This is a genomic window from Actinocorallia longicatena (assembly GCF_039534125.1).
Taxonomy (GTDB): domain Bacteria; phylum Actinomycetota; class Actinomycetes; order Streptosporangiales; family Streptosporangiaceae; genus Actinocorallia; species Actinocorallia longicatena.
Genome location: NZ_BAAAUV010000001.1, coordinates 560,855 through 579,471, shown reverse-complemented (window position 1 = coordinate 579,471; position 18,617 = coordinate 560,855). Strand labels below are relative to the sequence as shown.

Annotated in this window: 21 protein-coding genes and 2 pseudogenes; 10 read left to right on the top strand and 13 right to left on the bottom strand. The window is 69.6% G+C overall.

The annotated features are described in order from the left end of the window. Positions 1-154: 154 nt before the first annotated feature. The gene (locus ABD785_RS02580; protein WP_344821797.1) at positions 155-421 is read left to right on the top strand and encodes a hypothetical protein; all 267 of its coding nucleotides are present in this window, start codon (positions 155-157) and stop codon (positions 419-421) included. Here the strand turns inward: ABD785_RS02580 and ABD785_RS02575 are convergent. Then, positions 390-1,088, bottom strand: coding sequence for an ABC transporter ATP-binding protein (locus ABD785_RS02575; RefSeq protein WP_344821616.1), 699 nt, complete (start codon positions 1,086-1,088; stop codon positions 390-392). The genes ABD785_RS02580 and ABD785_RS02575 overlap by 32 nt on opposite strands. Further along, the gene (locus tag ABD785_RS02570) at positions 1,085-2,161 is read right to left on the bottom strand and encodes an ABC transporter permease (RefSeq protein ID WP_344821614.1); all 1,077 of its coding nucleotides are present in this window, start codon (positions 2,159-2,161) and stop codon (positions 1,085-1,087) included. Before ABD785_RS02570 ends, ABD785_RS02575 begins: the two co-directional genes overlap by 4 nt. Before the next feature lie 224 nt (positions 2,162-2,385). On the opposite strand from ABD785_RS02570, the gene ABD785_RS02565 reads away from it, so the two are divergent. The 3 genes from ABD785_RS02565 (at position 2,386) to ABD785_RS02555 (ending at position 5,872) form a co-directional block, all read left to right on the top strand. Next, complete coding sequence (locus ABD785_RS02565) at positions 2,386-3,588, top strand: sensor histidine kinase (protein ID WP_344821612.1); 1,203 nt, start codon at positions 2,386-2,388, stop codon at positions 3,586-3,588. After that, positions 3,585-4,226 carry a response regulator gene (locus ABD785_RS02560; RefSeq protein ID WP_344821610.1) on the top strand — a complete coding sequence of 214 codons (642 nt, stop codon included), beginning with the start codon at positions 3,585-3,587 and terminating at the stop codon, positions 4,224-4,226. The genes ABD785_RS02565 and ABD785_RS02560 overlap by 4 nt, the downstream gene beginning before the upstream one ends. Before the next feature lie 308 nt (positions 4,227-4,534). After that, positions 4,535-5,872, top strand: a complete 1,338-nt coding sequence (locus tag ABD785_RS02555) for a hypothetical protein (protein ID WP_344821608.1) — start codon at positions 4,535-4,537, stop codon at positions 5,870-5,872. Here ABD785_RS02555 and ABD785_RS02550 read toward each other — a convergent pair. Next, a complete protein-coding gene (locus tag ABD785_RS02550) occupies positions 5,865-6,344 on the bottom strand; it encodes a hypothetical protein (RefSeq protein ID WP_344821606.1) in 480 nt (159 codons plus the stop codon). The two genes, ABD785_RS02555 and ABD785_RS02550, sit on opposite strands and share 8 nt — an antisense overlap. Before the next feature lie 438 nt (positions 6,345-6,782). Between ABD785_RS02550 and ABD785_RS02545 the strand changes: the two genes are divergently transcribed. Both ABD785_RS02545 and ABD785_RS02540 read left to right on the top strand, forming a co-directional pair. Continuing rightward, positions 6,783-7,112 (top strand): histone-like nucleoid-structuring protein Lsr2, encoded by a 330-nt coding sequence (locus ABD785_RS02545; protein WP_344821604.1) that lies wholly within the window; start codon positions 6,783-6,785, stop codon positions 7,110-7,112. A gap of 849 nt (positions 7,113-7,961) precedes the next feature. After that, positions 7,962-8,366: a cupin domain-containing protein gene (locus tag ABD785_RS02540; protein WP_344821602.1), complete on the top strand. Its 405-nt coding sequence runs from the start codon at positions 7,962-7,964 to the stop codon at positions 8,364-8,366. A 20-nt stretch (positions 8,367-8,386) separates the two neighbouring features. Here ABD785_RS02540 and ABD785_RS02535 read toward each other — a convergent pair whose 3' ends face one another. Next, the gene (locus tag ABD785_RS02535; RefSeq protein ID WP_344821600.1) at positions 8,387-8,917 is read right to left on the bottom strand and encodes a hypothetical protein; all 531 of its coding nucleotides are present in this window, start codon (positions 8,915-8,917) and stop codon (positions 8,387-8,389) included. A 333-nt stretch (positions 8,918-9,250) separates the two neighbouring features. On the opposite strand from ABD785_RS02535, the gene ABD785_RS02530 reads away from it, so the two are divergent. Together ABD785_RS02530 and ABD785_RS02525 are read left to right on the top strand one after the other, a co-directional pair. Beyond that, positions 9,251-10,825, top strand: coding sequence for an acyl-CoA carboxylase subunit beta (locus tag ABD785_RS02530; protein WP_344821598.1), 1,575 nt, complete (start codon positions 9,251-9,253; stop codon positions 10,823-10,825). Continuing rightward, on the top strand, positions 10,822-11,268 hold the full coding sequence (locus tag ABD785_RS02525; protein WP_344821791.1) for an AMP-binding enzyme: 447 nt from the start codon (positions 10,822-10,824) through the stop codon (positions 11,266-11,268). The genes ABD785_RS02530 and ABD785_RS02525 overlap by 4 nt, the downstream gene beginning before the upstream one ends. Here ABD785_RS02525 and ABD785_RS41265 read toward each other — a convergent pair. The 3 genes from ABD785_RS41265 to ABD785_RS41260 all read right to left on the bottom strand — a co-directional run bounded on the left by ABD785_RS41265 (position 11,257) and on the right by ABD785_RS41260 (position 12,399). Next, a complete protein-coding gene (locus ABD785_RS41265) occupies positions 11,257-11,655 on the bottom strand; it encodes an ATP-binding protein (protein WP_425547720.1) in 399 nt (132 codons plus the stop codon). The genes ABD785_RS02525 and ABD785_RS41265 overlap by 12 nt on opposite strands. Positions 11,656-11,696: 41 nt before the next feature. Beyond that, positions 11,697-11,840 carry a hypothetical protein gene (locus ABD785_RS02520; protein ID WP_344821596.1) on the bottom strand — a complete coding sequence of 48 codons (144 nt, stop codon included), beginning with the start codon at positions 11,838-11,840 and terminating at the stop codon, positions 11,697-11,699. A 187-nt stretch (positions 11,841-12,027) separates the two neighbouring features. Next, complete coding sequence (locus ABD785_RS41260; RefSeq protein WP_425547719.1) at positions 12,028-12,399, bottom strand: Mu transposase domain-containing protein; 372 nt, start codon at positions 12,397-12,399, stop codon at positions 12,028-12,030. Between the two features lie 184 nt (positions 12,400-12,583). Here ABD785_RS41260 and ABD785_RS02515 point away from each other — a divergent pair, with 184 nt between their 5' ends. Beyond that, positions 12,584-12,856 carry a hypothetical protein gene (locus ABD785_RS02515; protein WP_344821594.1) on the top strand — a complete coding sequence of 91 codons (273 nt, stop codon included), beginning with the start codon at positions 12,584-12,586 and terminating at the stop codon, positions 12,854-12,856. A gap of 24 nt (positions 12,857-12,880) precedes the next feature. Here the strand turns inward: ABD785_RS02515 and ABD785_RS02510 are convergent, their stop codons facing one another. The 4 genes from ABD785_RS02510 to ABD785_RS02495 are packed head-to-tail and all read right to left on the bottom strand — an operon-like array spanning position 12,881 to position 15,846. Next, entirely contained in the window at positions 12,881-14,368 is a 1,488-nt protein-coding gene (locus tag ABD785_RS02510; protein ID WP_344821592.1) for a hypothetical protein, read from the bottom strand. Further along, positions 14,365-14,697 (bottom strand): helix-turn-helix domain-containing protein, encoded by a 333-nt coding sequence (locus tag ABD785_RS02505; protein ID WP_344821590.1) that lies wholly within the window; start codon positions 14,695-14,697, stop codon positions 14,365-14,367. The genes ABD785_RS02510 and ABD785_RS02505 overlap by 4 nt, the downstream gene beginning before the upstream one ends. After that, entirely contained in the window at positions 14,694-15,599 is a 906-nt protein-coding gene (locus ABD785_RS02500; RefSeq protein WP_344821588.1) for a tyrosine-type recombinase/integrase, read from the bottom strand. Before ABD785_RS02500 ends, ABD785_RS02505 begins: the two co-directional genes overlap by 4 nt. Beyond that, complete coding sequence (locus ABD785_RS02495; protein ID WP_344821586.1) at positions 15,589-15,846, bottom strand: hypothetical protein; 258 nt, start codon at positions 15,844-15,846, stop codon at positions 15,589-15,591. Before ABD785_RS02495 ends, ABD785_RS02500 begins: the two co-directional genes overlap by 11 nt. A gap of 589 nt (positions 15,847-16,435) precedes the next feature. Here ABD785_RS02495 and ABD785_RS02490 point away from each other — a divergent pair. Next, complete coding sequence (locus ABD785_RS02490; RefSeq protein ID WP_344821795.1) at positions 16,436-16,861, top strand: hypothetical protein; 426 nt, start codon at positions 16,436-16,438, stop codon at positions 16,859-16,861. A 125-nt stretch (positions 16,862-16,986) separates the two neighbouring features. Here ABD785_RS02490 and ABD785_RS41255 read toward each other — a convergent pair. Then, positions 16,987-17,292 (bottom strand): annotated as a pseudogene (locus tag ABD785_RS41255) (ISAzo13-like element transposase-related protein); the annotation flags it as partial. After that, a pseudogene (locus tag ABD785_RS41250) lies at positions 17,286-17,515 on the bottom strand (ISAzo13-like element transposase-related protein); the annotation flags it as partial. The pseudogenes ABD785_RS41255 and ABD785_RS41250, both read right to left, overlap by 7 nt. Positions 17,516-18,617 lie beyond the last annotated feature (1,102 nt).

The following is an 18,617-nucleotide window of genomic DNA, read 5'->3' as shown; positions in this document are numbered from 1 at the left end:
AACCGCAGCCGCCCACACGAGTACCCCCTTACTCAGTCCCGAGTCGCGGAAAGGCCGGCGCACGCACCGGACACAAGGTTCGGGGCGGAGGATCGGGCCGGGCAGATGCGACCGCTTCTGCCCGTCGACACCCGAATGATGATCTCCGAGTCCAGTGCGGAATCCTGGCCGCCTAAGAACCGCTGCCACAGCCCCCGTCCCCGGCCTCGCCGTCCGCGCCGGCCACCTGCTCCAGCGCATCGCCGACGAACGCCTGCGACTGCGCCACACCCGCGAACACGGCGAGGACGCCCCCGCCATCACCGGCTGGACCTGGACGGCCGGTGTCCCGCCTTCGACGAGGAGCTCCTGCTCGGTCACCCTGCCCGAGGATCTCGGCTGGCGGCCGCTCAGCCTTCGGATCGCCGGGCAGGGGTGGTGAGACGGCCGTCGCGGACCTCGGTGATCGTGTCGACCGTGGTGAGGAGGGCGCGGTCGTGGGTGACCAGGACGGTCGCGGTGGCCTTCTGGCGGGTGAGGGTGGCGATGAGGTCGAGGACGGCGGCGCCGCGGTCGTGGTCGAGGGCGCTGGTGGGCTCGTCCACCAGAAGGACGGCGGGGTCGTTCATGAGGGCGCGGGCGATGGTGACGCGCTGGCGCTGGCCGCCGGAGAGCTGGTGGGGGCGGCGGTGGGCCTGGTCGGCGAGGCCGACCGCGTCGAGGGTCTCCAGGGCACGGGCGCGGGCCCTGGCCGGGCTGCGGCCGTCGAGGTGGGCCATGACCTGGAGCTGTTCTGCCGCGGTGAGGGAGGGCAGCAGGTTGGGCTGCTGGAAGACGATGCCGATGGTGGTGCGGCGGAGGGCGGTCAGGTCGCCGCGGCTGAGACCGTGGGTGTCGGTGCCGGCGATGACCACACGTCCGCTGTCGGGGGTGATGAGGGTGGCGGCGACCGCGAGGAGGCTGGACTTGCCGGATCCGGAAGGGCCGACGACCGCGGTGATCGTGCCGGCGGGGACGGCCAGGCCCACCCCGTCGAGGGCGGTCAGACGGCCGGCGCCGTCGGGGTAGGTGAGGGTGATGCCGGTCAGGTCCAGTCCGGTGGAGGTCATCGGGCACTTCCCAGGGCGGTGAGCGGGTCGACGGAGGTGATGCGGCGGACGGACAGGGCGGCCCCGAGCGCGCCGAGGGCGATCATGACGGCCATCGGGACGAGAACGGTTCCCGCGTCCAGGACGAACGGGATCGCGCCGCCGCTGACGGCGGCGCCGAGGCAGGCGGCGATCAGGGCGCCGGTACCGGTGCCGAGCACGAGAAGGATCAGGGCCTGGCCGAGAGCGTCCCTGAGCAGATAGCCGGTGGAGGCGCCGAGCGCCTTGAGGACGGCGACGTCGCCACTGCGCTGGATGGTCCACACCGTGAAGAACGCGCCGATGACCAGGGCTGAGATCGCGAACAGGAAGCCGCGCATCAGCTGCAGGGATCCGTTCTCCGCGGTGAAGGAACCGATCGCCCTCACCGCGTCGCCACTGCTGACGGTCCTGGTGTTCAGTGTGCGGTCAGCCGCCGGAAGATCGGCCGCGGAGGTCGTCGACAGGGCCACGACGGTGGCCTGCTCGCCGTCTTCCGGCGAGGCACCGAGCCGCTGCCAGTCGTCGAGGGAGGTCCACACCACGGGGGTGTGGCTGTACATCGCGGCACCCCTGACGGCCGCGACGGTGACCTTGTGCCCGTTCAGCGTGAGCGCGTCACCGGCCTTCACTTTCAGAGCGTCGGCCGCCTTCGTTGACATGATCACGGTGCCCTTGCCGAGATCGCCGGAGGCGGGGCCGAGGCCGGATCCCCTCTGGACGCCGAACGCGGACAGTGCGGCGGTGGCGGATCCGGCCTGAGCCTTGGTCATCGCGATGCCCAGGGGCCGGGCGGACGTCACGCCGGGCACCCGGGCCCACTTCGTCCAGGTGCCCCGGTCGATGCGGGAGTCGGTGAAGGAGATGCCTCGGCCGTCCGCGGAGAAGGCCAGATGGTCGGCGGGAAGTCCGGTGATGGCGGAGGTGTTCTCCCTGCCCAGCCCGGCCGTGAGCCCGGACAGCAGCCCCACCAGCACCGTGATCATCATGATCACGGTGCCCATGAGGGCGAAGCGGCCCTTGGCGAATCGGAGATCTCTCCAGGCGACGAACACGGCCCTGCCTCTCTCAGTGCGGATCGGTTCCAGGTCTCCCGGAACCAGGTCTCCACCCTCGTCTTCCGTCGCGGCCGTGGCATCAGGCTCGGGACCGAAGGATCGCAGCCCGAAGTTTCACCTTCGTCTCCACCTTTTGATCGATGTCGCCGCCCGCCCGTCCGCATATCCTGAGCTGGGCAGGAGCACGAAGCAGACGATGTACGGCGGCCGATGAGAGAGCAGTGAACGATCCTTCCCTGACGCCCGCGTTGCGGGTCCTGCGTGTCTGCCTGCACCTGTTGTTCGGCGGCCTCCTGGCCCTGGCAGCGGTGCGGGCCGTGGCGGACGGAGCCGCGAACGCCCGCGCCGTGGTGACGGCTGCCTGCTGGCTCGCGGTGGTCTACGGCACCGGACCCCTGCTGCGGCCCGTCGGGACCCGGGCGAAAGCCGCCCTCTGGTGGCTGGCGGCCGTCATGGCCTCCTGGCTGGTGCTGCTCGCCCTCACCCCGGACGGCATCTGGCTGGCCTTTCCCCTGTTCTTCGTCCAGCTGCATCTGCTGCCGCGTCGCTGGGCCCTGGCCTCGGTCGCGGCCACCACCGTGCTGGCGATCGCCGCGTTCGGCCGGCACACCCACAGCATCAATCCCGGTATCGTCCTCGGCCCGATCCTGGGCGCCGCCGTCGCCGTCGCGGTGACCCTGGGTTACCAGGCCCTCTACCGGGAGAGCGAGCAGCGGCGAAGGCTCATCGAGGAGCTGACCGAGACCCGCGGAGAGCTGGCGGCGGCCGAGCGCGCCGCCGGCGTCCTGGCCGAGCGCGAACGGCTCGCCCGAGAGATCCACGACACCCTCGCCCAGGGCCTGTCCTCCATCCAGCTGCTCCTCCAGGCCGCCGAACGCGCCCAGTCGTCCGGCCGGGACGACGGAGCGCTGAAGCACGTCCGCCACGCCCGGCAGACCGCCGTCGACAACCTCGCCGAGGCCAGGAGGTTCGTCCGCGCCCTCAGCCCGCCCGGACTCGAGGCAGGGAGCCTGCCCGCCGCGCTGGAGCGGCTGTGCGCGACGACCGCTCAGGTCGCTCCGCTGACGGTCCGCTGCCGGATCTCCGGCACCCCCACCGACCTGCCCACCCCGCACGAGGTCGCGCTGCTGCGCATAGCCCAGTCCGCGCTGGCCAACACCGTCCAGCACGCGGACGCGACCCACGTCGAGATGACCCTGAGCTACATGGACAGCGAGATCGCCCTCGACGTCGTCGATGACGGGCACGGCTTCGATCCCGCCGCCCCCACCGAACCCGGGGGCGAGTCCGGATTCGGACTGGACGCCATCCGCGCCCGGGCCAGTGCCCTGCACGGCACCCTCACCCTGGAGACCGCACCCGGGCAGGGCACCGCTCTGGCCGTCACCCTGCCGCTGCCCGCACGGGAAGGAACCGGCGCATGAGCACCTCTTCGGTCCGGCTGCTGATCGCCGATGACCATCCGGTCGTCCGGGCGGGACTGCGCGCCGTGCTCGAGACCGAACCCGGCTTCACCATCGTCGCCGACGTCGCCACCGCCGACGAGGCCGTCACCCTGGCCGCCGACCCCCTATGCGCCGTCGACGTGGTCCTGATGGACCTCCGGTTCGCCGGGCAGATGGTCGGCGCCCGGGCCACGGCCGCGATCACCGGTCGCGACGGAGCACCGCGCGTCCTGATCCTGACGACCTACGACACCGACGTCGACATCCTCGCCGCCATCGAGGCCGGCGCGTCCGGCTACCTCCTCAAGGACGCCCCGCCCGAGGAACTGGCCGCCGCCGTCCGCACCGCGGCGTCCGGCAGATCGGCCCTCGCCCCCGCCGTCGCGCTGCGCCTGATGGACCGCATGCGCGCGCCCGCCACCACCCTGACGCCCCGCGAGACCGAGATCCTGCAACTGGTCGCCGACGGCCTGTCCAACGCCGCCATCAGCGGACGCCTCTACCTCAGCCAGGCCACCGTCAAGTCCCACCTCGCCCACATCTACGCCAAGCTCGACACCGACTCCCGCACCTCAGCCGTCGCCACCGCCATCACCCAGGGCCTCATCCGCCGCTGACCCTCCCCGGCTTTCCGAGCGGCCGCCTCGGCACCTCCTTCCGCCGCATCAACGCTGTGAAAGGGGCCGCTGCGGAGCAGGCCTTGCCACCTGGTGGTTTTGGTTGCGGGGTACGGTTCCCAAGCGGTTGGGGGAATGCGGTCAACCCGCCCACATGGAGCGGGCGGACGACGTGCGCTCGCCCGGTTGGTCTCCCGACCTCAGCTCGTCCGGTTTGTGGTGGAGCGCTGTGCGGCGTGGTGAGAAGTGCCAGAATGTTCGGCTGTCGAGGGCGTGCACATCTCCGAGTGAGAAGGCAGGGTCGGCGGATGGCCGAGGTGGCCGGGGAAAGGCCCGGGCCGGACGGGAGCGCGGGAGCGGCCGGGTACGTCGCGGCGCTGAACCGGCTGAAGAACTGGACGGGGGTCAGTTTCCGGACGCTGGAGCGGCGGGCGGCGCAGAGCGGGGAAGTGCTGCCGCGGACGACGATCACGAACGCGCTCGGACGGGACAGGCTGCCTTCGGCGGACCTCGTCGCGGTGTTCGTCCGGGCCTGCGGGGGGACGGACGCCGAGGTGGAGGCATGGCTGGACGTGCGGCGGGCGCTGGCCGTCGCGCCGTCGGCGGAGGTCCCGGCACGGAGGGAAGGGCCCGCCGCGGAGAGCCCGCCGCCGGTGTACGTTCCGGTCATTCTGGGACGACCGCGGCGGGGTGTTCTCGTGGCGCTGGCGGCGGCGACGGCCGTGGGCACGGCCGCGGGGATCCTCGGGGTGGCGTTCCTGAAGTCGACGGCAGGGGAACCGGCGCGGGCGGAGAACGACCGGGTGCCGCCCACCCGGTCCGCGCCCGCGAGCGCCCCTGCTGCGCCGCCGCAGGTGACGGCAGTGGAGAAGGCCGTACCGCCGACGGCTCGGCAGCTCCGGCGGGTTCCGGAAGGACCGGACGACGCGCCGCACGTCGTCTACATCGGCGATTCCGTGGGCGTCGAGACGAGCAACGCGCTCGCCTACTTCGTGCACGAGTCGCGGACGGCGAAGGTGCTCCCGGCCGTACGGCCCGGCGCCGACCTGTGCGACTTCCTGAAAGGCGGTCCGAAAGTCCCCGGGACGGTGCACGACATCGTGCTGATCAGCCGTCCGAAGGTCGTGGTCCTGCAGTTCTGGGGGCGGGACGGCGACCGTCCGGCGTGCGGCGCGGACCTGAAGGGCGCCCGCGCCGCCGAACGGCAGATCACCAGGGCTGCGGCGAAGGCGCGCATTCCCCGCCCGAAGGTGGTGTGGGTGCTGCAGGCACCCGATAAAGCCGACCGGGAACGCGTCCGGAGGCTGAACGAGTCGGTGTACCAGGTGGTGGCCGACGACCACGGTGACGTCACCGCGGACGCCGGCGCCCCCGTCAGCAAGCACGCCGACCCCTACGAGCAGGTCGCCGACAGCCGGTATGAGTGGATCCGGTACGTCGCCTGCGACGGCCTCGAGCGGGCGGCCCCCGGATACTGCCCCGACCAGGTGACGTTCGGCGGGCTCATCACCCTGCACCAGGTCTATGACGACGTCCACTTCTGCCTCCAGGTCACCCCGGATCACCGGTGCGTCGTCGTCTCGCCGGGGGCCGTCCGCTACGCGCGGGCGATCGCCGTCACGACCGTCCGCGCGCTCGTCACCTGATCGACGCGATGCTGAACGGCAGGCCGGACGCGCAGATCTGCCGGTTCGTCAGGACGGCGTGCGAGCCCGCCACGACGGACGCCCGGAACCTGCCCGCCCGCACAGTGTGGGTGTGCTGGCCCTCCCACTTCGCGCGCGCCCGCAGGCCACCGCCCCAGAACTGGTTGCGCTTGTGGCCGGGCCCGGTGATCCGCGCGGTCCACGCGTAGGAGATGGCCTTGCGGCCGCCGGAGAGCTGGAAGCCGGTCTTCACCTGGTACTTGCGGACGCCGACGTCGCGGATCGTCAGCCACGACTTGCCGCAGTTGCCGTAGACGGTGTTCAGGGGCCGCCCGTTCGGCGAGTACAGCCGCATCTCGCTCGTGTACGTCACGGTCCGGCCGGCCGGCGACGCGGCCGCCGGGACGGCCACCGCTCCCGCCGCGAGCCCGGCCGCCAGGACGGGCACGAGCACCTTCACGTTCGTCTTCATGGAGGGTCCTTCCGCAGGGGGCCGCCGTATGGTCGGCGGCCGCTCACGGCACCAGCACACCGGCCCGCCCACCTGCGGCGGAAGCGTCCGGCCCGGCCGGGACAGTCCCGCCCGGACCGGCCCGGCCCCAACCTGCGCCCCCGGATCCGACACGGCCGTGCGACAAAGGCGCGGACTCCGATGGCGGGCCGCACGTGGCCGAACCCAGGGCACCGAACCATCGCCCGTGAGATTAAGGCGGCCATCAAGCGGTGGGATCTCACCCCCTGAATGGCGCACTTCAGTCTCCATCCACCCCGCCTGAGTCGGCGCTCCACAGAGTGCCGGCGGTCCCACGAAGTGGGGATTGCTCCTGCCTTGCTTCGTCATATTCTTGGCTTCGAATGAGCGGTATTATCAGCAATAAAAATCCATGATGTGCGTCTACTGGGGAGAGCTATGGCACGCGAGACGATCGTCACGTTGGTGGATGACCTCGATGGAGAAGTGGCGGACGAGACCGTGGCCTTCTCGCTCGACGGAACGAACTACGAAATCGATCTGAGCAACGAGAACGCCGGGATTCTGCGTGAGCGGCTGGCTGACTTCGTCGAACACGCACGCCGGGCTCCGCGGTCGGGATCAAAGGCGTCCAAGCCCGCTCGTTCGCACAGCAACCGAGAGAGAAGCACGGACATCCGATCGTGGGCCCGCGGCCAGGGCATCAAGGTGAACGAAAGGGGCCGTATCCCCGCGAGCGTCGTTGAGCGATACGACGCAGCGCACTAGGGGCTGTTTCAAAGTTGGCGCCCGTGGCGAGCGGCGTCCAGGTGCGTGCCTCGTGGGGGCGGAGGAGGGAGTCGACCTGGTTGGGTCGGCGACCGACGACAACCTCGCGAGGTGCGTGCCTGGGCGCCGCGCAGTAGGGCAGTTGACTTTGAAACAGCCCCTAGCGCACGTCCGGCTGAAGAGGTCCGGGCGCTCGCTGCCGAGCACGGCTGCTTCGGTCCTGCATCCTCGGTTGCCTGTTGATCTCTCCGCAGGCGCTGTCAGGCGGGGACGATGCCGGCGGAGGACCGTGCTTCCGCGGTGGTCCGGTGTTCGGGGCCGGTTGGTTCGAAGCGGTGTTCGTCCCCGACGAGCGCGTGTTCGCCGACCGCCCCTGCGGCGTCGCCTCCCCGAAGGCCGACGGCATCCTCGTGTAGCGTCGGCCCGGTTTCATGCGGCACAAGCCGCGCATCGCCTCGTGGCGCTCGACGGCGCCCTGACCGCGGTCGGCGACGGCCCCGCCCCGTCCCCTGAGACCCACCTCGCGGTCATGTCGGCGAAAGCCGAGATCACTGAGGCGGGCGTCGAGTCCGCGATCGGCAGGAGCACGAGCGCAACTTCGGTCCAGGCCCTCTCCCTTCATTGGCCTTCGCGCTGAGGTGAGCAGCCCGGCGTTGTCGACTACCACATCCAGGCCCGTCGGCGGTTTGGAGAACCTTCGTTGCTGCCCTGACAGGCGCATCCATGGCGATATTGGGGTGGGCAGGCAGGCACCCAGTTCCCGGCCGCCCGGATGCGATGGCTCTTGCTGGCCGCAGCAGGCCATCATCGCTCGCAGACAAGACCGGTATCACTACCGACCATGGCACCATGGATGAGTTTTCGGATCCCTGCGAGAAACGCGTTGCTGAGGATATCGACGACATCGCTCCGGACGGATCCGAAGTCCGGCTCCTGTGTCGCGCCAGTCGCGGGAGCATGGCGCATTTCCGATTGCCGGCCGGCACAGTGGCCCGGGCGGTGCAGCATCGTTCTGTCGAAGAGGTCTGGTTCGTGGTGGCGGGCAGAGGCGAGATTTGGCGGGATTCTCAGGGCGCAGGATCCGTGACGGAGCTCGAGCCGGGCTTGTCGCTCACCATCCCGACGGGCGTCTCTTTTCAGTTCCGTGCTATCGGGAAGGAAGCGCTGGAGATCGTCGGTGTCACGATGCCTCCGTGGCCGTCGGGAGAGGATGAGGCTGTTCCGGTCACGGGCCACTGGCCGCCGACGGGCTGACCAGTGACGAGCTACATCGTTCATCGGTCCCAGCGGTGCTCGGCTGGGGGATCGCCGGGCGTGGATCCGAACCCGCAGGAGAGCCAGCGGTCGGCCACGTCTGCGGTGCCGAGTCGGATGCCGTCGATGCGCATGGCGTCCAGGACGAGGCGGTTCTCCCCGCTGAAGACAAGCTCAAGGCAGCGGATGCGGCCGGCCTCGAGGTCGGATTCGCTATTCGTCCAGTACCGGAAGGAGGTGCACCGGGACGGCTGGAGGGTGCTGCCGAGCAGCGGCGCATCGCCGCTGATGAGCATCACCTCGTCATCTTCCTCCTCGAAGAGCTCGGGGTCCAGTTCAAGCTCGGGCATCACGCTGAGCAGCAGGCTGCCGTGATCGTCACTCATCTTCACCTTCAGATACCCGAGGTCGGAGGCGAGATAGACGGTCCAGAACCACCAGCGGATGATGGGGACCGGACCATCGCGATGGACAAAACCCGGCAGGAGCACATCCTTGACGGTCGCTTCCCGGAGGAAGGTCAGGGTCTGGTTCCAGCGACCGGTATGCATGGCCGTTGATCCTATGGGCCGTCGCGATATCCCTGACGGGAGCATGGCGGAGACCCCTCGGTGGTGGTGTGCTGGGGATATGGCGGCTGGTCGGAGGCGTCGGGCTCCCCAAACCGCACCCACGTGACCTGGGTCGGCCCGACAGCAGCGCAGGGTCTCGGCGCCCGTAGTTCCGCCCGGCCCTCTCGCCCGCCTGCGGCGCGGCCCCTTCGAGGTTTCGCTGGCGTCGGCAGGCAGGGAAAAATTCGTGGCGAGGTATCTATCGCAAGATTACAGACGTTCAGGTAGTGATCGGCGTTACGCTCCAACGGGTCGGCTGATGGTGGGAGAGAAATGTCTGGAGATCTTGCAGGAGCGACGGCGGAGAAGCTTGAGGAGTTGCGGCGCCGCAGGGCCCGTCTCGCCGAGCCACAGGATCGGCGTGCCGTCGAGCGTCAGCGGGAGAAGGGCAAGCTGACGGCCCGTGAGCGGATCGACGCGCTGCTTGATCCGGGGTCTTTCCGGGAGCTGGATGCGCTGGCCCGGCACCGCAGCCCGGCTCTGGGCCTGACCGAGGATCGTCCCTTCGGGGACGGGGTGATCACCGGTTACGGCACCATCGACGGTCGGCGGGTCTGCGTGTTCTCCCAGGACTTCACGGTCTTCGGCGGCTCGCTGGGCGAGGTCTACGGCGAGAAGGTCGTCAAGGTGATGGACCTGGCTCTGAGCACGGGATGTCCGATCATCAGCATCAACGACTCCGGCGGCGCCCGCATCCAGGAGGGCGTGGTCTCCCTGGCCTACTACGCCGAACTGGTCAAGCGGCACGTCCGGGCGTCCGGGGTGATCCCGCAGATCTCCCTCATGGCCGGGCCCTGCGCAGGTGGCGCCGTGTACGCTCCGGCGATCACCGACTTCATCATCATGGTCGACGGCACCTCGCACATGTTCGTCACCGGCCCCGAGGTCCTCAAGACCGTGACCGGGCACGAGGTGGACCGCGAGGAACTGGGCGGCGGGTACGGTCACTCCACGGTCTCCGGAGTCGCACACCACCTGGCCTCCGACGAGAAGAGCGCCTTCGAGTACGTGCGGCTGCTCCTGAGTCATCTGCCGTCCAACAACATGGACGAGCCGCCCGTGTACGCCGCCACCGAGCCCCGCGAGTTCACCGAAGAGGACCTGGCGCTCGACACGCTGATCCCCGACAGCCGCAACCAGCCCTACGACATGCTCAAGGTCGTCCACAGCGTCCTGGACGAGGGCGAACTGCTGGAGGTCCAGCCGCTGTTCGCTCCCAACATGATCTGCGGGCTCGGGCGGATCGACGGCCGCAGCGTCGGCGTGGTCGCCAACCAGCCCATGCACCTGGCCGGCGCGCTCGACATCGACGCCAGCGAGAAGGCCGCCCGCTTCATCCGCACCTGCGACGCCTTCAACGTCCCCATCCTCAGCATCGTGGACGTGCCCGGCTTCCTGCCGAGCCTGGAGCAGGAACGCGGCGGCATCATCCGCCGCGGCGCCAAACTCATCTACGCCTACGCCGAAGCCACCGTCCCCATGGTCACTGTCGTCACCCGCAAGGCCTACGGTGGCGGCTACGGCGTCATGGGTTCCAAACACCTGGGCACCGACATCAACTTCGCCTGGCCGACGGCCGAGATCGCCGTCATGGGCGCCGAGAGCGCCGTCACCGTCCTGCACCACCGCGCCGTCAAAGCCGCCGCGGACCCCGCAGCCGAACGCGGCCGCCTCCTGGCCGAATACACCCGCGACTTCTGCAACCCCTACGTCTCCGCCGAACGCGGCTACATCGACGAGGTGATCCTCCCTCACGAGACCCGCACCTCGGTCGCCGAAGCCTTCCTCGCCCTCCAGAACAAACGCCTCCCCACTCTTCCCCGCAAACACGGCAACATCCCCCTCTGACCTCGTCCTCGAGGCCGTCATCGAAGGCCACTGGCCGGAGCGCCGCGCGCGGTGCTCCGGACCCGCACGCCGGCGAAGTGCCTGTCGCCTATCTCGTCCTACGCCCCGGCACAGCGGCAGGCCCGGACGAGCTGCGTGCTTGGATCGCGACCCGTGTCCCCGAGCCCGCAGCCGCACCCCGCGCTGTCCACATGATCGATGCCCTTCCCGCAACCGCCGTCGGAAAGACCTACAAACCCGGCCTCGTCCTGGACTCCGTTGCCGGAGCCGTCCGCGGGCTACTCGAGCAGGATCGGGTGAGCGGCATCATCGACACCGAACTCCGCAACGGCAGGTCCCACGCCACCATCAAGCTGACCGAACCCGTCGACACCTCAGCACTGGGTGCGGACCTCGACGAGTACCCCTTCACCTACGAGATCGTCCGCATGTCAGCCCCGTGACTCCTCCGTTGAAACCACCAGGCTGAAGGCTGCCTCTGACGGAACGCCGCGTCGGCAGCCCCTGTGCTGCCGCTGCTCGTGGCCCGGGTGCCGGTCGTCTGGGTCTGGGCCGGCACTTTCTCGTCGGCGGCCTCGACGAGTTCGTTCACCAGCTTGGCGGCCAGGGTGTAGCGGACTCTGAAGCCCCTTCATCGCCGCTTCGGTTCCCAGGGCGGAGGGCAGGTGGGATTTGCCGGTGCCCGAGTCGCCGATGAGGCAGAGGGGCTGGCCCTTCTTGACCCATTCGCAGGTGGCGAGGGTGTGGATGGTGGCGGGGTCGATGCCCGGGTTGGCGTCGAAGTCGAAAGCGCGCAGGGACTTGTCGCGGGGGAACTGGGCGGCTGTGATACGGCGCTCGGGGCGGCGGCGGGCGCGGTCGTCGCATTCGGTCAGCAGGAGTTCGGGAGGAACCCCAGGTAGGACATCTGGTCGCGGGCGTCCTGCTCGGCCATGCCTCGGGGCCGCGTGCTCACGATGTTCTTCCCTGGGTTGGGCGCTCGCTGGCGGCCGGGCGCGTTTGAGGGGCTGGTCATAGGCCGTCACCGAGGGAAGCGGCCGGGTGTCGCGGGGAAGCCGGGCCAGGCGCCGCTCGGTCAGGAACGTCACCGTCGCTGCCTCGCCTTCCGGCTGAGCAGGCTCGGGAGCGGTCCGCTCTTCGTCGTCCTCGGCGGCCTTGCGGGCCTCCAAGGCGACCGCGTCCGCGGGAGGGCTCCGGCTTTTTCAGGGCGGCGGCCAGGCCGGTGACCAGGTGTTCGGTGGGCAGATGGCGGGCCGGCAGCAGCACCTCGATGAGCGCGCGAGTGCCGTCGCGGTCGCCGTGGGCCTTGCAGGCCTCCGACCACCAGGCGTCGTGGACCGGCGTGGACTTGCCCGCGGCGCGGGCCTGCTCCAGGGCGGTCGCGCCCGGCAGCGTGCCGGGCTTGCGGACCAGGACCTCCAGGTAGTGGTCCAGCTCCAGCGGCGGCCATCCTTGGCGAACAGCCGCTCGTGCTCGGCGACGACCTTCTTGCCGTAATAGACGATCAAGCGAGAGGCGTGCAGCATCACCCGCAGCTGCCGGCCGATGTGGCGGGCCGAACCATCCCCGCGCATCATCGGGTGAAGCCGCGCGGCGTCCAGGCGGCGGACCCACTCGGGGATCTCGGCGTCGCCATCCTGGGTCCCCGACTGGCGGGCTCGCGCATTCAACTGTCACCAGTTCTCGCGGGGCTGGGCGTTCCCTGTGACCGTCCGTGCCCGCTTTTCGGCGAGAGGCGGTGTCCGCCATGATGGAGACGTGTCCAGTGCGGAGATCTTCGGCGCGGTTCGTTCCTTGATCAATCGGTATGACCCGGAGGAGTTGCTGGATATTGCTCCAGAGGATGAGTACGACCCTGAGGTTCGGGATCTTGTTGGGTTGGTCTGGAGCGAGCGAGAGATTAGTGCAGGGGTCATCGCCCAGGTCTGGCTGGCCCGATTCGGTGCCTCGGATTGGCCCGGTGAACGGCCAGCTGACCTCGCTGAGGTCGCTGAAGAGCTGCGCGCCATTCGCGCTGCCGCTCGCTCGTAGGGCGCCCAACTGCGGGCTCGCGTATCAGCTGTTGTCTGTTCGTCGTTTGGGCAGTGGTCGTGGTGACGGTGTGTGGTCGCCTGGGGCGTAGCGGCTGTAGGTGGTTCCGGTCTCGGCGGCGAGCTTGGTCGCGGTGACGGGGTGGAAGCCGAGGGCGTCGGCGACGATGGGTGCGGGGCTGTCCTGGAGGTGCTGGCGGAGTGCGGCGCCGCGGGCGGCGGTGGTCGGAACGCCCATGCGGGTGATCTGCTTGGCGAGCCATTCGGGGTGGAGAGGCTGCCCGGCGCGGCGGCCGGGGAACAGCCATCGGGAGCCGGGGTTCGTCGCGGTGCGCATGTTCGTGCGGTTGGCGATGTAGTTCAGGAGCAGGCTGGCGAAGGGCTCGGGGACTGGCGTCGGCGGGGCTCCGAAGCGGATAGCGACCTGGGCATCGTCGGTGAGAATGTCGTCGAGGTCGAGTTGGACGAGTCTGCTGACGGGCTGGGCGTAGAGGAGCACGAGGGTCGCGGCGACCCGGGTGCGGAGCGGGCAGGACTCGTCGGTGAGCATGCGTCCGAGCAGCGCGAGACGTTCTTGTGAGGCGAGCGGGGTCCCTCGCCGGGCCTGTGTTCGTGGGAGATCGAGTGGCCGGGCGAGCTTGTTGTGGGCGGCCCAGTTCAGGAAGGCGCGGACGCCGTTGCGTTCGTCGATCCTGTGCTCGACGATCCAGGCGTCGAGATGGATCTGGCGGCAGCGGTCGAGGGTGAGGCGCCTTTCGGCGAGCCAGGTCAGGAAGTGGGTGGCGTAGATGATCTGCTGACCGGCGTAGCTGCGGCTTGAGGGCGGGATCGGCTTGCTCTCGGCGAGGCGGCGGAGGCGGGGAAGGATCTCCCAGGTCGCGAACCGGTGGATGATCTTCCGGTGGGTAGGGCGTCGCATCCCGGCGAGGTGGTGGACGAGCCAGCGTTCCAGCAGACATATCTGCTTGTCGATCTTCGGGAGCAGTTCGCAGGCCATCAGGAGTTCGCGTAGGTGAGACGCGGCCCGGCCGTGAGGCAGCTGGTGGAACGCCTCGTGGGTGAGGTCGATGCTCCCGTCGGCCAGACCGCGGAGCATGTCGGGGTTGTATTTCTCATAGAGCCAGGTCAGGCCGGTGAGTGGGTTCTCCATGCTGGTCAAGGACGACAACAGCGGGAGCAGCTCGGGGCGGACTCGGCCGGTTCCGTCGTCGAGGAGTTCGGCCAGCCGGTCGGCGAGAACGCAGCGAGTGCAGAGCCGCCGGGCGTGGAGCTTGCCCTCCTGGTCGCAGCGTGAGCAGCGGTAGGACGCCTTGAATCCGGCGCAGGTCGAGCAGATCGACTCGCCGTCCTCGGGCCGCAGGCCGGGGAGAAGACGGTCCTGGCCACAGCCGGGGCAGGCGCCGCGCAGCCGGAGGCCTCGATCGACGCAGGTCCGGCAGACCGGCCCGTCGGGCCACCACCCGGCCGAGTAGGCGAACCGCCGGCATCGGGCGCAGGTTCGTTTGACGCTCATCCCTCGGGAGTGAGCCTGGCCCGCTTGGGCCGCAGGTTCACCGGGGGCGGCGGGCCGGGAACATCGTCGCCGGCGGTCCTGCGGACTCCGGCGTTCTGGGCCTCGACCGGCACGAGGTCGGCGGGCGTGACTTCGAAGATGTCGCAGAGCGCCGCGAGGACCTGGAGCGAGAGCCGCTCCGGGGTGCCGGTGACGAGCCGGTGGACCTGGGAGGCCGAGAGCTTGATGCCGCGGTCGGCCAGGAGCGGGACGAGGTCGGTGGTGGCGAACACGCCGTTCAGGGCCATGATCTCCCGCAGCCGCCAGGAGTAGCCGACCTTGCGTTTCACGACGCCCCGACCTTCTTCGCGGCGGCGAGGGCGGCCGTGACGGTGGCGTCCAGGGTGCGGCGGAGCGTCCGGGTCCGGAAGTCCGACGACACGCACGTGTAGATCGACGTCGTGGAGGCGTGCTCGTGGCCGACCTGCTCCTGGACGAACCGCGGATCCCACCCGTCCTCGATCAAGTGGGTCACATAGGCGCGACGGAGGCTATGGAAATCCAGGGCCGGGTCGAGGCCGAGCGCGTCCCGGTAGGTCGCGAGCCGGGAGTTCAGGCGCTGGCAGCCGACCCGCAGCCCGCGTTCAGACGGCCAGGCCGCCGGGTTCCCGTCGAGGCCGAAGTGCGGGCGGACCTCGGTGAACCACTCCTCCAGCACCTCCGCCGACCACGGCCAGACCGTCAGCACGCTGCGCCGCTTGGGCGGCGACCCCTTCTTAGCCTTCCCGTGCCGGACCAAGCAGACGCCGTAGTCGCCGAATTCGGGGCCGTGGGGGTTACGGGTGAAGTCCGGCTCGTCGAGCATCCGAGTCTCGTTGCGGCGCAGCCCGTAGGCGTAGGCAGTCTTCAGCAGGACCGCGTCACGGAACGCCGGCAGCCAGCCCTTGCGGCCGAACGCCCGGATCCGGGCGACCTGCTCGTCGGCGTAGTCGAACAACACCTCCAGCTCGGCGCGGGTGAACGCCCTCTTCGCGGGGTCGGACTCGTTGTCCTGGGCGTGGACGGCGCTGTTCCACTCATAGACGACCTGGATCGGGTGCGTGCCGAACCGGGTCAGGCACTCCTGCGCCCACTCATAGGCCGGATCGGTCGCATAGGTGCAGAACGCCCGGACCGCCTGGGAGTAGCCGCGGATCGTCGACTTCTTCAAGTACCGCAGCGACCGAAGATCGCCCAGCCACTCATCCACCATCGCCGCCGACCACTGCCACGGGAACGCGTTCGTAATACGACGCGAACGCCTTCACCGTGTTCTCCCGGCCCTCGACCGTCGTGCGCGCCAGGTTCCGGGCCAGCTGCTGGTTGGCGAAGCCCTCCAGCATCGCGGCGAACACCTGCTCCTCCGGCCGCAGCAGCGGCACCCCCGCCACCAGCAACAACCTGGCCGCCCCCGCGTCACGCGACTCCAACCCCACCGGCTCACCCTCCGTCGATCGCATCAGATGCGAGTTCCTCGCATCTTCTGCGACTGCCCAGCAGGACCGCAGGTAGAACAACAGAATCGGCATAGCAGACCGTGCGCACCACTCGCCCCGCTACCCTGACCGGACCACGCCCGCGTCCGCGTCAACGGCCAGCTCACGCACCGTCCAAGACCAGCCCCGGTACCGGAGAACACCCAACTGTCGCCGGATCGCATCCGATGCAATTGGCGGCGCTTGTAGCAAACGGCGAAAATTCAACGGATATATCCCTGACCTGGCGCAAGGCACTGTGCGATCGGATGGCTGTTCGACCGGAGTCGGCGTAGGGCCGCGTGGGTCAACGGCAAGACCGTTGGATGCACGGCCATGGCTACCGGCACCGGCCTCGACCGACTGGCCGACCCTGAAGCTGCCGATGGCAGTTCGCGCCGCGAGGGCGCGGGACGGCGCTGTGGTCTTCGCCCAGAACTCCGAGGTTGCGGGGAATGCCCTTCGATCATGCGTGCCGGCCTCGGAGTGCCGCCGCGGACCGCCGCAGGGTCTCGGTCACGATCGGGTGATGGGTATCGGGAAAGGGAGACGGTGGCGGCAAGCGCTCAGCACGGTGACCATCGGGTGGGGGGTGCTGGTGGCGTCCGCATGCGTCATCGGGATGTTCCTGCCCCCGGAGGAATGGAACTTCGAACCGCGGCTCGTGCCGCACAGCAGTGCCACCGGTTACCTGGTCTTCTCCTTGGTCGTCATCGGGAGAGCTGCGGCGGCGCTGGCCCTGGTGTGGATCGGCTTGCGTGCCCGTGCCGTGGCCAACGGTCCCCGGCTGTGGGCCGCCCGCCAGCGTCTGGCCGCCTGGGCCTGTGGTGCCGCCGTCATCCTGTGCCTCATCACCTTGTACACCGCCACGACCTCATGGGTATCGCTGACCGCGGTGGCCCACGAGGTCGCGCTGATCGCCATCGTCATCCACAGCTCCCTCGCACTCGTCACCCTCACCGCCACCCGCCGAGCGCCAACACGGCCCACCTTCCGCTGATCTCCTTGAAGGCCGGCCTGGCGAGGGCGGGCGGACCCTGGACGACCGGGTCGAGGCCGGTGCCGGTGGATGCCGTCCACCTTGATGGGGTGCCGGGCGTGCGGACTCTTCGGGCAGACCGTGATGTCCAGGCCGATCTCGGCGGCAGGCGCCGCGAGTTCGGCTTTCCATGCGCGAGTGCGGTAGCTGTTGGACCCGCCGGCATCTGCGGTGATCAGCAGACGCCGGGCACCTGAGTAGGACACGCGGCCCTGGGCTTGCCACCAGCGACGGAGTGTCCGACGGCGTATTCGGCAGTGTCGTGGTCGGTGCCGACACCGACCCATCCGTTGTCTTCGGCGATCGTAGATTCCGTAGGGATCGCTTTGCCGAGGCCAGGGTCTGGGAAGCCATGGGCTCTGACGGTGGCGGGCTCGCCCGCAGGCCGCCACTGCCGTCCGGGATTCTTGAACTGCCCGACCAGTTCCTTCTTCTTCGCATCCACGCTCACAACCGGGTCACCGGCCGCGAGATAATGCTCGACCTGCTCGTTGACATACCGGAACTGAGCGTCCCGATCCGGCTGCGACGCCCCTCGAGGGTCTTGGCGCCCTGGGCGGTGAGCGCCGCGGCGAGTTTGCGGGTCGACATGGTCGTCCACCGCAGCGGCGACATCGGATCCCCGCGTTCCTGCGGCTCGACCAGCGCAAGCAGCGCAGGGCGCATTCTGGGTCAACCACCACGGACTTCTTGCGCCCGCCGCCAGGACGACGGACGCGCCCCAACGGCTCAACGCCCGCCTCCAGCTCGTCCACACCAACCGATACCGTGGCCGCCCGAACCCGTGCGGCCCGGGCTACCGCACGGATGCCACCGTGCCCCAACGCCCGGGCCTCGGCTCCCAACAGGCTAATGATCTCGAGGCGGAGCGCGTCAGGCGTATGAAGACCGTGCTGGGAGCTGAACGGGCCCCCGTTCCTCGCAGCCGGGGAGGAGCGCGGTACGCGGAAGGCCGCACTGGAGAAGGCGGCGCGCGCGGTGTGGGCCGCCGAGGTGGAGGAGGCCGCGAAGGCCGAGTGCCTGGAGGACGGCGGATAGACGGTTCGTCGAGCTCCTCCACCAGCTTCGAGATCGTCCTTGGCCGGGGATCAGGGCCGTGGGCCACCGGTCAGGGTGGCGATGGTCTCGCTGATGCGGGCAAGGGCGGGACGGTCGGCGCCGTGGACGCTTTCCCACTGGGACAGGAGTGCCCGCCAGAGGTCGAAGCCCGGGGGAGATCACCGGCAACGGTCGGTCCGGAGAAGGAGACCTGGCCGGCGGTGAGAGGCTCGAGCAGCGCCCGTACGGCGCGGGGCCGCCGGTTTCGGTGGTCCACAGGGCGCTGGCGCTTCGGCTGGTGAAGGTGCCGGGGTGGCCGTACCCAGGACGCGGACCTGGTCGGGCAGCAGGGTGGTGAACGCGTAGTGGGTCCGCTCACCCTCGCCCGGCTCGCCCTTCCAGCAGGCGATGTCGCCACGGGTGATCAGTGTCCACGGGTTGCGTGGTCTTGGAACAACCTGTCGTTGCCTTGCTAGGGGAGATGCCCCACTGGAGCTCTTGTCGGGTGAGCGGGCTTCGGACGCGGTGATCCGGAGGAAGTCATGGGGAAGGCGGAGGGAAGGCGGGATTTCTAGGTTCTGGGGACCGGATCGGTGCGTTGAGGATCGTGGCAGCGGCCGCGAACGGTGCCGGGCGGGGGAGGAGTCCTGATGTCGGCCTGCCTGCGTGACGAAGACCA